Consider the following 12611-nt stretch of genomic DNA (forward strand, 5'->3'; position numbering starts at 1 on the left):
AATAAGCGCCTTGTACTTGGTCTCGTTACTGGGAGTGTTGAATGATGGATCGTCTGACCAGCATGGAGGCCTTTGTCGCGGCCGCCGAAAGCGGTTCCTACGCTCGTGCGGCGACCCGCCTGGGGCTGTCGCCGCAGATGGTCGCCAAGCATGTGGCGGCGCTGGAGCAGCGGCTGGGCGCGCGCCTGCTCAACCGCACCACGCGCCGGCAGAGCCTGACCGAGCTGGGCAGTGCCTACCTCGAGCGCTGCAAGCACATCCTCGGCGAAGCCCGGGCCGCCGACTCCCTGGCGCAGATCATGAACGCCACGCCCCGGGGCAAGTTGCGCATCAGTGCGCCGGTGACCTTCGGCTCCTACAGCCTCATGCCGTTCGTGACGGCGTTTTTGCGCGAGCATCCGCAGGTGGAAATCGACCTGCACCTCACTGATCGCTACATCGATCTGGTGGAGGAGGGCTACGAGGCGGCCTTTCGTATCGGCCAGCTGGCCGATTCCAGCCTGACCGCCAGGCCGCTGGCGCCCTATCGCCTGATCGCCTGCGCGGCACCTGCCTACCTCGCCGCCCGGGGCACGCCACGGGTGCCGGCCGATCTCGAACAGCATGAATGCCTGGGGTACGCCTACTGGTCGCGGCCGGCGGACAACCAATGGCAGTTCCGCCGCGACGGCCAGGTACATGAGGTTCAGGTGCGCAGCCGCTTGCAGGTCAACGAGAGCAAGGCCCTGCTGTCGGCGGCCGTGGATGGCTTCGGCATCGTCCTGGGGCCGGCGGATTTTCTCGAACCGGCGCGGGCCGCGGGGGAATTGGTGCAGTTGCTACCCGGCTATGAGGCGCCGAGTCGCGCGATGCATCTGCTGTACCGGCCGGACCGGCAGATGACCGCCAAGCTGCGGCACTTCGTCGATGCGGCGATCGCTCGTTTCGGCGCCTGAGAGCAACGTCGTCAACCGTCGAAGCGCTCTAGCTCGAAGGTCTTGAGAACCAAGCTTTTTTGTAACCAATACCGTTCGTCCGACGGATGGGTTTGGCAAGCGCCTGCCCGTCAGTCATTCTGGTGGCCGGGATGTCCTAATGCCACTATCGCTTTCATCCCCGTCGCGCCCCCTCCAGCCTCCCTGCGAATAGGTTGTTTATTGTGATGATCGCGTTGTCCCGGCCCGAGGTCGTGTATGCCCGATAAGGCGATTGCCGAGGAGCGGCGCCTGGCCGCCCTGCATGCCCTGGAGTTGCTGGACACCGCCAGTTGCGAGAATTTCGACCGGATCTGCCGCATGGCGGCCGAGTACTTCAAGGTGCCTACCGCCTTGATCAGCCTGGTGGACCGTGATCGTCAGTGGTTCAAGTCGCGGGTGGGTTTCGATGAGCCGCAGACCCCCATCAGCCAGTCGTTCTGCGCCTTCACGGTGCAAGGCCGCGAAGTGCTGGAGGTGCGCAACGCGGCGCTCGATCCGCGTTTCCAGGACAACCCGCTGGTGACCCGCGACCAGGGCATCCGCTTTTACGCCGGGGCGCCGCTGTTGACCGCGTCCGGTTATGCCATCGGCAGCCTGTGCATCATCGACAAGGTCGAGCAGCAGTTGAGCATCGTCGAACGCCAGCAGTTGCGGGACATGGCGGCGATGGTCATGGAGCAGGTCGAGCAGCGCCAGCGCCAGCGTCGTCGCGACCCGGTCAGCGGCCTGGCCAATCGCGAGCAGTTCCAGAGCGACCTGCGTGACCTGGTCGAGCACCACATCGGCGAACAGCGCGTGCTGGTGCTGATCGATGCCCTGGACATGAAGGTGGCCCACGAACTGACCCTGGCCCTGGGGCTGGCGCCTTTCGAGACCATCATCCGTTTTCTCGCGCTGCGTTTGCAGGAGTACCTGGGGCGGCATGTGCGGGTCTATCACGTGTCGGTCAAGCGCTTCGGCTTCCTGCTGCCGGCACCGGCCGAGGGGCTCGACAGACTGCTCGATGCGCTGGTCAGTCGCCTGCGTCGCCAGCCGCCCGGGCTGGGGTTTCCCATGATTCCCACGGTCTGCGCCGGAACCGTGGAGTTCGAGATCGATACCCAGTCGGTGGACGATGCCTTGCGCAAGGCCATGTTCGCCCTGGAGCTGGCCATGGCCGGGCGCAGTTTCTGGGCGCATTACGATGCCGGGCGCGATCATGCCCAGCGCCGTGCGTTCAACCTGGCCTCGGACCTCAACGACGCCTTGCGCAGTGGCCAGATCTACCTGATGTTCCAGCCACGCTTCGCCCTGCCCGACGGAGCCCAGGTCAGTGCCGAAGCCTTGCTGCGCTGGGAACATCCGTGGCTGGGGCCGATCTCGCCCGCCGAGTTCATTCCGGTGATGGAGCGCAACGGCCTGATTCATCAGGTGACCCGCTGGGTCATCGATACGGTGTTGAGCAAGTTGCGCACCTGGGGCCTGCCCGAGAGCAGCAAGCTGTCGATCAATCTGTCGCCCAAGGATTTCGAGGACCAGGATATCGCCGAGCTGATCCGCCGCGCCTGTGAGCTGCATGGCATCGACCCACGGCGGCTCGAAGTGGAGATCACCGAGGGCGAGTGGCTGCGTTCCAACCCGAATGTCCTGGCGCAATTGACGCGCATTCGCGAGCTGGGCATGGATGTGGCCATCGATGATTTCGGCACGGGCTACAGCAACTTTGCCTACCTGCACCAGATCCCGGCCAACGTGGTGAAACTCGACAAGTCGATGATCACTGACCTTGAGCGCAACACCCAGCACCAGAAGATCACCCGCTCGATCATCAGCCTGGCCCGCGAGCTGGGTTATCGCACCGTGGCCGAGGGCATCGAGAGTTTCAAATGTTTGCAGATGCTCTACACGTTCGGTTGCGATGAAGCCCAGGGGTATTTCCTCGCCAGGCCGATGCTGCAGGAACGCTTCCTGGCCTGGAGCGGGGCGAACCGGTTCCCGTTGCAGCTTTGTGTCTAGGGCAGGCCTGCTGCTCGCCGGCGAGGCTGTGCCTTAGCGGGCCTGGCCGAGGGTCTTGGCCATGGCTTCGCCCGCCAGGGCATGGACTTTGCGGGTCGGGTGCCATTCATCCCAATAGAAATATTCGTCTGGATGGGCGCACGCCGGCTTCACCTCGGGATAGGTCGGCTGGCACGGTCGGTCGAGCTGGGCCAGGCCATGCTCGGCAGGCCGGCGGCGCAGTTGATCGCTGAAGGCGATGTGGTCGAAGTAGGTGATTTTTACATTGAGCTTTTTGCTCTCGGCCACCAGCAGCGACGGCAGTTGCCGTTCAAGTATCCGTTGATAGCGCAGCGCCTGTTCGCTCTGCCCGCTGGCCACCACCGCCGGGGCATGGCGCAGGTCGGTGCTGCCGACCACCAGGAAATGCCTGGCGCCGGCCTTGGCCAGACGACTGACGGCATTCTGGATATGGTCGATGCTGCTGGTGGCCAGTTCGTCGATCGGCTCCTTGTGGCCGAAGTCGGCATGCTCGAAAAAGTCGTTGGCGCTGATGAAGATGAAGTACAGCGCGCGAGGGTCGGCCTGGCCTTTGGCGTTGGCCAGGTAGTCGTCGATCTGCCCGCTCACTCCTGTGTCGCGGTACGCAGTCATCCAGGCGTAGTAATTGTTCTGCCCGCTTTTCGCGCCGCCAACGGCGTGGTCGGTGAGGGGCAACCGCAGGCTTTTGGCAAGCACTTCCACGGCGGTCGGGCCGTTGCTCCAGCGGCCTTGCCAATACAGCTCGCCGGGCAGTTGCTGGGCGTCCTTGAACTGCTGGGCGAGCATGTCCCGGGTCAAGCGGTCGCTGGCGCCGTTATCGGAATAGCTGTCGCCGAAGGCGTAGAGACGATCGAACGACGGGCCCGCCAGGCAGTTGCCGGCGGCCAACGAAAGTGCGAGCAAGGGAGCGAGCAGGATCTGGCGCATGGGCGGTCTCTACGGTGAAAGGCGAGGGCTCATCGTAGAAGTTTCGAGCGTTGCCGATGCGCCGGATGCGACCTGGGCTTAGCCGTACTCGTCCGCGCGTGCCTGTGGGCGACCTGTACGACTAAAGTTTCACCGCGGCGAACGGGCGAGCAGGGCCTCGACCTTTTGCCGGAACGCCTCCAGCGCGGCCTGTTCCTCGGCGCTGTATTGCCTGGCGCTTTCATCCAGCGCGCAGACGGTGCCGAACACCTCGCCATCGGCATCGCGCACCGGATAACCCAGGTAGTTGCTCAGGCCGAATTCCACCTCGTCCTCGTTGCCCGCCCACTCGGCTTCCAGGCGTGAATCCTTGACGTACTGCGGCTGGCCGCTGTCCACCACGCGCTCGCAATACAGCGCCTGGCCGTTGTGTGCGAGGCTGCTTTTCTGGCCCTGGGCACCAATTGGATAAGTATCCTCATGCCGCCCGCCGGAAGCTTCGACCTGCATGTGCTGGGGCAGCGAACGCATGATCAGGATCGAGCTGACGCCCAGTTGCCTGGCCAGGGCGTCGATATCGGCCTGCAGCGAGTCGAACAACGGAGAAGACTTGGCCACCTGGGCCTCCTGTCTGTTTAACCTGGGGAGGGCCGACTATAACGGGGCGGGTGGGGCGGCTTTAAATACCGAATGGGTCCTTGCTTATATTCGTTTGCAGTTCGTTGCCGAGGTAGCGCAGGGGGACAAAAGAATCGGCCACGCCGGGCCGATTCTTCTTTTGCGCGAGCGCTAGCCGGTCCAGCGTTGAGCGGCCACCAACAGCCTTATTGGCTATTCACGTGCTTCGGTCAGGGCGGCGTGTTCAGTCTTGCTGCAAAACCTTCAGTGCAGCCGAAGCGAGAAACCCCGAGCGGCTCTTGGCTTCCGGGTGATGCAGCACGTATTCGTCGATGCGGTTCAGCAAGTAGCCGGGCAGGGTGATGTTGAGCTTCTGCGCCTTGCCCAGGTACTTGGTGATATCGATGTCGATCAGCGCCCAGGTGCAGCCTGCGTACTGAGGGTTGGCTGCGTGCAGGGTGACCTTGTTGGCGTGCGGGATGGGGGCACCGTCTTCGGCGAGAATCTCGAAGTGCCCTTCGATGGCTTCGCGGGCCATGGCCATGGCGTCGTCGAGGTCGTCACCGGCCGAGAAACAGCCAGGAATGTCGGGGACTTCCACCCCCCAGGCGTGTTTGTCATCGCCCATTGAAATTGCAATCGGGTAAAGCATGTGCGGAACCTCCAGGGCGCGGTGAATCACCTTCACATGAGCAGCGCCTGTTTCAGAATGCTGATGGCGGTTTTTCTCAGCAGGTCCTTTTTGGGATGTGGCACTGTCACCAGCCCCGGTTTACTGGGATGCCTGAAATGATGGTGACTGCCTCTGACCCTGACCAGATACCAACCGTCTGCGACGATTTGGCCGATCAAATACCGACTGTCCACATCACCTCCTTGTGATGTTTGGTGGTTACTATACCTACCAAAAAAATGTGTTCAATACCTGGCCCGCCCGACGGTCGTTGGCAGGGGAACTCCGCAGGCTGAAGTGTAGAAAGAGCGAGTTTGGAACGCGGCGGATAAAAGCGCTGGCTGTGTTGCAGGATCCTTCTCGAACCGCGATATCTGCCGAAGTACTGGCCAAGCTGATTTCGTTGAGGGTCGACAGGAGTACAGATGAGCGGGCCTGGTCAGCATCTTTGAAGATGAGTGAACCCGGTCGAGGCGCTGGGGGACAGCACGGGGCTATTTGGGGCTATTGCCATTTCCGTGCTCGTTCATCGTGGCCGCAGGTTGATAAAGCGCCCATAAAAAAACCGGTCACTCGAGGACCGGTTTTCTTGTTTCTGCATCCCGCGTCGGCAGGGCCTGACGCTGGACTCGAATGAAGTGGAGCGGGTGAAGGGAATCGAACCCTCGTTATCAGCTTGGGAAGCTGGAGTAATGCCATTATACGACACCCGCTCGGAGCGGCTGACTTTGTACCAGAAGTGCGCGCGGATTTGAAGTTTTTCTTTGCCGGGCCTGTGTTTACGAAGCGGTGGGAAATGCACGCAGGCACGCTTCTACGCCGTCATCGCGGCGACGGGGCGAAGACCGGCTTGCGGTCTATCGCGGGCAAGCTCGCTTCTGGGGCAGGGGACGAGTTGCTCGCGATGACGCCACTTCAGATAGCCAGGGCATGGTGGTCCTGCAGGTAGTGATAACGCGGACGACTGGTGTGCTGGGTCGGTTTGAGGAACCCCATCAGCGCGTTACGGCTGTCCCGGCAGGCGGCCTTGTGTTCCATGTCGAGGAAGTGCCCGGCGGCCTGGATGGTGCTGAACGTCGAGTGCCGGACATGGTTGCCGAACAGCCGGGCGTCATTGGCGGCGGTGTATTCGTCCCATTCACCGTTCATGAACAGCACCGGTACCTCGATGTTCTTCGCCGCTTTCAGGTAGCACTGGCGGTCGCTGCTGAGGACATGGCTGATGTGGAAGTGCATCTGCCCGTATTCATGCTCGGCCAGGGTGCTGACGTGGCGATAGTTGAAACGCTTGAACAGCGACGGCAGGTGCTTGCCGATGGTCTCGTTGACCAGGTGCCCGACACGGTCGCCGTCCCGGCTGCCGAGGTAATCGACACCGCGTTCGAGGTAGTCGCGCATCGGCTCGTTGATCACTGGCGAGAACGAGCTGATCACCGCCTTTTCAATGCGCCGCGGGCGCTGCGCCAGGGCGAGCAGCGTCGGCGCGCCACCCCAGGAAAACGACATCACGTGCTCGGCGGCGAAGTGGTCGATCAGCTCCAGCAGGATCAGCCCCTCGACTTCCTTGGTGAGCATTTTCTCGTGCCTGTTGTGGGCTTTCGAACGACCGGCATAGGGCTGGTCGTAGAGCACCACATTGAATTGCGGATGCAGGTTCTTCACGGTCTGCGCAAAAGACGCGGTGGTGGCCATTGAGCCGTTGACCAGAATGATGGTCTTTTCTGCGGCATCTGCGCGATAGAACTCCGTGTAAACCCGATACTGACCTTGTATATCCAGCACAGCGATTTCTGGCCTCATGTCATAAGACTCCTGGCAAGCGGGTATGCGCGCAACCGAGGGTGCACGAGATTTGTGACAGGTAGGCATACGCCTGGAATTTTTTAGCCCATGTCGATCCGCACAGATGGTCGACGGGTGTTGTTATAGGCGGGCAATTTGCCGGACAACAGGAATGAGCACAGGCGGCTCGGACGGCAAAGGATTTCTTAGAAGTATGTTCGTGACTCATCGGTCACATTTCGGCCGACGGACTGATTCAAGCAGGGAGAACGCCGTCTCGCAAGTGCCGTTGGTAAATTGTTCGACAACTTCGGCTGAATGGTCATGGCATCGTCGATGGCTTACAGCGGCTACGGAAATTGTAGGCGCTCAGACCAGGCGGATTTCTTCATCGGTCAGCAGCCGGTACTCGCCGGGCGCCAGGTTTTCGTCGAGGGCCAGCGGTCCCATGCGCTCGCGGTGCAGGCGCAAGACCTTGTTGTCGAAATGGCCGAACATGCGTTTGACCTGGTGGTAGCGGCCTTCAACGATGCTCAGCTGCGCACATCGGGGGCCGAGGATCTGCAACTCGGCGGGCAGGGTGGTGAGGTCCTCGAAAGCGAAGTACAGGCCCCGGGCGAAGGTCTCGGCGTACTCCGGGCCTATGTCCTGTTCGGTCTCGACGTAGTAGCGCTTCGGCAGTTTGGTCTGCGGCTGGGTCAGGCGCCGCGACCAGCTGCCATCGTTGGTGAGGATCAGCAAACCGGTGGTGTTGTAGTCCAGGCGACCGGCGATGTGCAGCTCGTGCTTGTCCGGTTCGTCCAGCAGGTCGAGCACGGTGCGGTGTTCGGGATCGCGGGTGGCGCTGACGCAGCCCATGGGTTTGTGCAGCATGAAATAGCGCGGCGGCTTGCCGGCCTGCAGCACTTCGTCGTCGAGCTCGACCCGGCTGAACTCGCGCACCTCAGCATGGGGATCGCTGACCACCTGGCCGTCGATACGGATGCGCTTTGCCACCAGCAGCAGGCGCACCTGCTGGCGGTTGAAGCGGGGCAGGTTACTGAGGAAGCGATCAACGCGCATGGCTATTGGCAGGCTGGCAAAAGGCTGCGCATCTTACGGGATCGGCCGGGCGGCCGCTTGCAGTTGCGCATCGACCCGGGCACAGCGCGGGCACAGGCAGGCGCGATCGCGCAGCTCCGGCGGCAGGGCTTCGAGCACCGCCGGGTCGATGCTCACGCTGTAGCACCAGCAGGCCTGGTCGGCGGTACGCGGGTCGGCCAGGCTGCAGTCATTGCGGGCGCCGCAGGCCGGGCAGAGGCTGGGGTTGTTCAGGGTCGGTTCATTCATAACGGGAGTGAGGCATTTCCATGCAGGTTCGGTTACGGCCGGTCTGCTTGGCACGGTACATCGCATGGTCGGCGCGCGATAGCAGGCTGTGCAGGGTATCGTCCGCCTGCAGCGTGGTCACGCCGATGCTGACGGTCAGCCGCATATTCTTGCCCTCATAGGCGTAGTGCTGTTGCTCGATCAGCAGGCGGATTTTCTCGGCGATCTTCAGCGCCGTGGCGCTGTCGGTGTCCTTGAGCAGCACGATGAACTCTTCGCCGCCCCAACGGCAAACGATATCGGACTGGCGCAGGCAGCTTGCCAGGTGCCGGGCGAAGCCGCTCAACACCTGGTCGCCGGCGAGGTGGCCGTAAGTGTCGTTGAGGCGTTTGAAGTGGTCCAGGTCGAGCAGCAGGGCGGTCAGCGGCTTGGGCTCGCGCTGGGCTTCGAGCATGGCCTGGGCGGCCAGCAAGTCGAAGCCGCGGCGGTTGGGCAGGCCGGTGAGACTGTCGAGGGTGGCCTGAGTTTCGATCTTGCGCTGGAAACGTCTGACCACGCGGTTGAGCAGGGTCAGCACGATCAGGGTGATCGCCAGGCAGATCAGCAGGTTGAGGTACAGCGAGCGGCGGATATCGCCCAGGGCGCGGTCCTCGCGCTTGTCGACGAACAGGTACCAGTTCAGCTCGGGAATGAAACGCACATTGAGGAAGTGCCGCTGGTCTGGGGCGCTGTATTCGTAGTTGCCGCTGTGGGGCTTGGGCATCCTGGCCTGCAGGTCGCGCAGGTTTTCCAGTTCGAACAGCGACTGGCCGGCCCGAGCGCCCTGCGGGCCGCCTTCGGCCCCGGTGAGGACGATCCGGCCCTGGGTATCGACGAAATACACGCTGCGCTGATAACGCTGCTGGTAGCGGTCGATCAGCTTGACCACCGTATCCACCTTGAGGCCGACACCGGCGACGCCGATGAAATTGTCCTGGTAGTCGTAGACCTTGTAGTTGATGAAAAACGTCAGGTTGTTCTGGTTGGCCTGGTCCGGATCGACGTTGATTTCATACGGGGTGGCCATGTCGCGGACCCGGAAATACCAGGCGTCGCGAGGGGTATCAGGGGCGATTTTTTTCAGCACGCCCTTGGCGTGGTAGTAGGTCAGGCTGCTGTTGGAGACGAAGAAGGCGGTGTAGGTGCCGTAGTGGGTCATCACCTCATTGAGGTAGCGGGTCATCTGCTCGGGATCGCGTTCGCCAGCCATCACCCAGTCGCGCATGAAGGTATCGCGGGACATCATCGAAGAAATCAGGATCGGTCGTACCAGGTCTTTCTGGATTTCCGAATACACGGTGTCGGAGGTCAGCGGCAGCTCAGTGTTGACGATGTTGTCGCGGATCGAGGTTCGCGAAGCGTAATAGCTGAGTAAGGACGTGGCCATAAAACCGCCGCCCAGCAGCGCGATGAGCGTGATGATCAGCCAGCGTTGCGAATACAGCGGGGAGCTAAGCGGCATGGGCGACTCCGTGGCAGTGACCCGATGCAAGCATTCTAGTGGCCGCGCCGACGGGTAGCTGCGCCATTTGATCGCTCGCCAGCAATGGCACACAGCCCGCGAAAACCGGGCGTTTTCGGATCCAAGATCCTTGCCTGGCGACTTGTATCAAGGTGTAACCGAAATCGCACCAGACCCGGTTTTCGCGGTCAGATATTCCGTCAGCCGGAACATCCTTGGCTGCCGCCGGCCAGCGTCGCTGGCATGGCCCATCAGCGGTCCAGGAGGCCGCCATGTATCGTCGAATTCTTCTCACTGCGTTCCTGGGTTTGGCTCTTTCTGCCTGCGTTCCCTATTACGACTACGACGGAGGTTCCACTTACTACCGCTCTGAGGTCTATACGACGCCGGCGCCGGTCTACTACGGCGGTTCCTATTATTCTTCCGGCCGCGGCTATTACGCGCCGCGTTATTACCAACCAGCGCCACGGTACTACCAGCCCCGGTATTACCAACCAGCGCCACGGTACTACCAGCCCCGGTATTACCAACCGGCACCGCGTTACTACCAGTCGGCGCCGCGGGCCGTTTATCGTGCCTACCCGAACCGTGGCTGGGATGGCCACCGCCAGGGCTGGAACAACGACTATCGGCGCCATGACGGCCACCGTGACTTTGACGGCCGGCGGGGTGGTCGAGACTGGAGCGATCGTGGTCGCGACGATCACCGCCGTGACCGCCATCACAACCGCTGATCTGCCTATAACAAACAAGCGGCGCCTGGAGCGCCGCTTTTTCATGGCTGGTTTTCAGAAATCCGACAGATCCGCCAGGGGGTGACGGCCTTCCCAGGCTTTGTGGAAATGCGCCTCGACCACGGCGTCGGGGATGCTGTTGATATCCGGCCAGTGCCAACGGGGCTTGTGGTCCTTGTCGATCAGGCGCGCCCGCACCCCTTCGCTGAATTCGGGATGCCGGCAGCAGTTCAGGCTCAGGGTGTATTCCATCTGGAACACCTGGGCCAGGGACAGGTGCCGGGCCTGCTGGATCTGCTCCCAGACCAGGCAGGCGGTCAGCGGGCAGCCTTCGCTGAGGGTTTTCGCCGCCCGCGCCAGCAGGGCATCGGAGTGATTGTGCAACTGGCTGATGGCTCGCCAGGCACAGCGTACGTCGCTGACGTCCAGCCACTCGTCGATCTGCTGGCGCCGTGGTAGCCACTGGGCAGCGGGCATTTGTTCGACAGCCTCCTGTTGCAGGGCCTTGAGCAGACTGTTGAGCTGCATCGGCGTCTGTTCCTGCCAGTTGAGCTGTAGCAGCCCGTCGATCAGCGCTTCCTGCTGGTCGTCCCGCAGGAAGCGGTCGGCTAGGTCCAGGTCGATGGCGTCGCGGCCGTTGATGTGCGCGCCGGTCAGGCCGAGGAACAGCCCGAGCTTGCCCGGCAGGCGCGAGAGGAACCAACTGGCGCCGACATCCGGGTACAGGCCGATGCTGATTTCCGGCATCGCCAGGCGACTGCTCGGTGTGACGATACGAATGCTGGCGCCTTGCAGCAGGCCCATGCCTCCACCGAGCACATAGCCGTGGCCCCAGCAGATCAGCGGTTTCGGGTAGGTGTGCAGGCGGTAGTCGAGACGGTATTCCGCGGCGAAGAACTGCGCGGCCAGCGGCGGTACTTCGCCGGGGTGGGCTAGGCAGGCCTGGACCAGGCTGCGCACTTCGCCGCCGGCGCAGAAGGCCTTGGCGCCGTTGCCGCGCAACAGCACACAGACCACTTGCGGGTCCTTGGCCCAGGCTTCCAGGCGGTCGCTCAACAGATGGATCATGGGCAGGGACAAGGCGTTGAGGGAGTGTTCGGCATCCAGGCTGGCAATTGCGATGCGCGCGCCGTCGGTGCCGGTGAGTTCTTCGAAGTGCAGATTCATCGTGACCTCGATCGGGAATTTGAGCGTTCAGTATGATCGCTATAGGCGAAAGTGGCGGTTCTGCGTCAGATCAATTGACAAGCGTGGTGGGCTTTCCTAGGGTGCGCCCATTGATTTTACCGGGTGCAACCATGACCGATGACGACCGTATCAAACTCGAACCCAGCTGGAAGCAGGCGCTGCGTGCCGAATTCGACCAGCCTTATATGGCGGAGTTGCGCGAGTTCCTGCGTCAGGAACATGCCGCTGGCAAGGAGATCTACCCGCCGGGCCCGCTGATCTTCAATGCGCTGAATTCGACCCCGCTGGACAAGGTCAAGGTGGTGATCCTCGGCCAGGACCCTTACCACGGCCCGGGCCAGGCCCACGGCCTGTGCTTCTCGGTGCAGCCGGGCGTGCCGGCGCCGCCGTCCCTGGTGAATATCTATAAAGAGCTCAAGCGCGACCTGAACATCGACATGCCCAACCACGGCTACCTGCAGAGCTGGGCCGACCAGGGCGTGCTGATGCTCAACACCACCATGACCGTGCAGCGGGCCAACGCCGCTTCCCACGCGGGCAGGGGCTGGCAACATTTCACCGACCGGATCATCGAAGTGGTGAGCGAGCACCAGCCGCACCTGGTGTTCCTGCTGTGGGGTTCCCATGCCCAGGGCAAGCAGAAGCTGATCGATGCCACCAAGCACCTGGTGCTGACCTCGGTGCACCCGTCGCCCCTGTCGGCCTACCGCGGCTTTATCGGTTGCGGGCATTTCAGCCGGACCAACAAGTACCTCGAGCAGAATGGCGAGACGCCGATCGAGTGGCGGTTGCCGCCGGTTTGATGGGGGGAAGGCCGCCATCGCGGGCAAGCCTCGCTCCTACAGAATCAACGCAAAACCCTGTAGCCGCTGCCGCAGGCTGCGATAGGTCCGAAGGACCTCGGCGACGCTGAACATTGCACCCCCTTT

Annotated in this window: 13 protein-coding genes and 1 tRNA gene; 4 read left to right on the plus strand and 10 right to left on the minus strand. The window is 62.4% G+C overall.

Going from position 1 to position 12611, the window contains the following annotated elements; genetic code table 11:
* Window positions 1–44 precede the first annotated feature (44 nt).
* Together AC07VU_RS03180 and AC07VU_RS03185 are read left to right on the plus strand one after the other, a co-directional pair.
* Window positions 45–935, plus strand: coding sequence for a LysR family transcriptional regulator (locus AC07VU_RS03180; RefSeq protein ID WP_495029536.1), 891 nt, complete (start codon window positions 45–47; stop codon window positions 933–935).
* 237 nt (window positions 936–1172) lie between these two features.
* Window positions 1173–2951, plus strand: coding sequence for a sensor domain-containing phosphodiesterase (locus AC07VU_RS03185; RefSeq protein WP_277588057.1), 1779 nt, complete (start codon window positions 1173–1175; stop codon window positions 2949–2951).
* A 33-nt stretch (window positions 2952–2984) separates the two neighbouring features.
* On the opposite strand, the gene AC07VU_RS03190 is transcribed toward AC07VU_RS03185, so the two are convergent.
* The 9 genes from AC07VU_RS03190 to AC07VU_RS03230 all read right to left on the minus strand — a co-directional run bounded on the left by AC07VU_RS03190 (window position 2985) and on the right by AC07VU_RS03230 (window position 9760).
* Complete coding sequence (locus AC07VU_RS03190; RefSeq protein WP_495029510.1) at window positions 2985–3899, minus strand: SGNH/GDSL hydrolase family protein; 915 nt, start codon at window positions 3897–3899, stop codon at window positions 2985–2987.
* 129 nt (window positions 3900–4028) lie between these two features.
* Window positions 4029–4496, minus strand: a complete 468-nt coding sequence (locus AC07VU_RS03195) for a GAF domain-containing protein (RefSeq protein WP_495029511.1) — start codon at window positions 4494–4496, stop codon at window positions 4029–4031.
* 244 nt (window positions 4497–4740) lie between these two features.
* On the minus strand, window positions 4741–5148 hold the full coding sequence (locus tag AC07VU_RS03200; protein ID WP_274305792.1) for a type II toxin-antitoxin system HicB family antitoxin: 408 nt from the start codon (window positions 5146–5148) through the stop codon (window positions 4741–4743).
* 32 nt (window positions 5149–5180) lie between these two features.
* Window positions 5181–5363, minus strand: a complete 183-nt coding sequence (locus tag AC07VU_RS03205) for a type II toxin-antitoxin system HicA family toxin (RefSeq protein WP_087089111.1) — start codon at window positions 5361–5363, stop codon at window positions 5181–5183.
* A 445-nt stretch (window positions 5364–5808) separates the two neighbouring features.
* A tRNA-Gly gene (locus AC07VU_RS03210) sits at window positions 5809–5882 on the minus strand.
* Window positions 5883–6084: 202 nt separating this feature from the next.
* A complete protein-coding gene (locus AC07VU_RS03215; RefSeq protein WP_101337082.1) occupies window positions 6085–6969 on the minus strand; it encodes an alpha/beta fold hydrolase in 885 nt (294 codons plus the stop codon).
* Between the two features lie 351 nt (window positions 6970–7320).
* The gene (locus AC07VU_RS03220) at window positions 7321–8013 is read right to left on the minus strand and encodes a pseudouridine synthase (protein ID WP_495029512.1); all 693 of its coding nucleotides are present in this window, start codon (window positions 8011–8013) and stop codon (window positions 7321–7323) included.
* A gap of 33 nt (window positions 8014–8046) precedes the next feature.
* The gene (locus tag AC07VU_RS03225; RefSeq protein WP_274306756.1) at window positions 8047–8265 is read right to left on the minus strand and encodes a cysteine-rich CWC family protein; all 219 of its coding nucleotides are present in this window, start codon (window positions 8263–8265) and stop codon (window positions 8047–8049) included.
* A gap of 7 nt (window positions 8266–8272) precedes the next feature.
* Window positions 8273–9760, minus strand: coding sequence for a sensor domain-containing diguanylate cyclase (locus AC07VU_RS03230; RefSeq protein ID WP_274305794.1), 1488 nt, complete (start codon window positions 9758–9760; stop codon window positions 8273–8275).
* 272 nt (window positions 9761–10032) lie between these two features.
* Between AC07VU_RS03230 and AC07VU_RS03235 the strand changes: the two genes are divergently transcribed.
* Complete coding sequence (locus tag AC07VU_RS03235; RefSeq protein WP_457275802.1) at window positions 10033–10494, plus strand: hypothetical protein; 462 nt, start codon at window positions 10033–10035, stop codon at window positions 10492–10494.
* 54 nt (window positions 10495–10548) lie between these two features.
* Here the strand turns inward: AC07VU_RS03235 and dspII are convergent, their stop codons facing one another.
* Window positions 10549–11661: an enoyl-CoA hydratase/isomerase DspII gene (dspII, locus tag AC07VU_RS03240; RefSeq protein ID WP_007929399.1), complete on the minus strand. Its 1113-nt coding sequence runs from the start codon at window positions 11659–11661 to the stop codon at window positions 10549–10551.
* A 131-nt stretch (window positions 11662–11792) separates the two neighbouring features.
* Between dspII and ung the strand changes: the two genes are divergently transcribed.
* Window positions 11793–12485, plus strand: a complete 693-nt coding sequence (gene ung, locus AC07VU_RS03245) for a uracil-DNA glycosylase (protein ID WP_009042574.1) — start codon at window positions 11793–11795, stop codon at window positions 12483–12485.
* Window positions 12486–12611 lie beyond the last annotated feature (126 nt).

The sequence above is a fragment of the Pseudomonas sp. GW821-FHT02B10 genome, assembly GCF_059421865.1.

Excerpts from the sequence above, each read along its gene's own strand:
- AC07VU_RS03180 (WP_495029536.1), top strand. The coding sequence starts at position 45 with ATGGATCGTCTGACCAGCATGGAGGCCTTTGTCGCGGCCGCCGAAAGC.
- AC07VU_RS03185 (WP_277588057.1), top strand. The coding sequence starts at position 1,173 with ATGCCCGATAAGGCGATTGCCGAGGAGCGGCGCCTGGCCGCCCTGCAT.
- AC07VU_RS03190 (WP_495029510.1), bottom strand. The coding sequence starts at position 3,899 with ATGCGCCAGATCCTGCTCGCTCCCTTGCTCGCACTTTCGTTGGCCGCC.
- AC07VU_RS03200 (WP_274305792.1), bottom strand. The coding sequence starts at position 5,148 with ATGCTTTACCCGATTGCAATTTCAATGGGCGATGACAAACACGCCTGG.
- AC07VU_RS03215 (WP_101337082.1), bottom strand. The coding sequence starts at position 6,969 with ATGAGGCCAGAAATCGCTGTGCTGGATATACAAGGTCAGTATCGGGTT.
- AC07VU_RS03220 (WP_495029512.1), bottom strand. The coding sequence starts at position 8,013 with ATGCGCGTTGATCGCTTCCTCAGTAACCTGCCCCGCTTCAACCGCCAG.
- AC07VU_RS03230 (WP_274305794.1), bottom strand. The coding sequence starts at position 9,760 with ATGCCGCTTAGCTCCCCGCTGTATTCGCAACGCTGGCTGATCATCACG.
- AC07VU_RS03235 (WP_457275802.1), top strand. The coding sequence starts at position 10,033 with ATGTATCGTCGAATTCTTCTCACTGCGTTCCTGGGTTTGGCTCTTTCT.
- dspII (WP_007929399.1), bottom strand. The coding sequence starts at position 11,661 with ATGAATCTGCACTTCGAAGAACTCACCGGCACCGACGGCGCGCGCATC.
- ung (WP_009042574.1), top strand. The coding sequence starts at position 11,793 with ATGACCGATGACGACCGTATCAAACTCGAACCCAGCTGGAAGCAGGCG.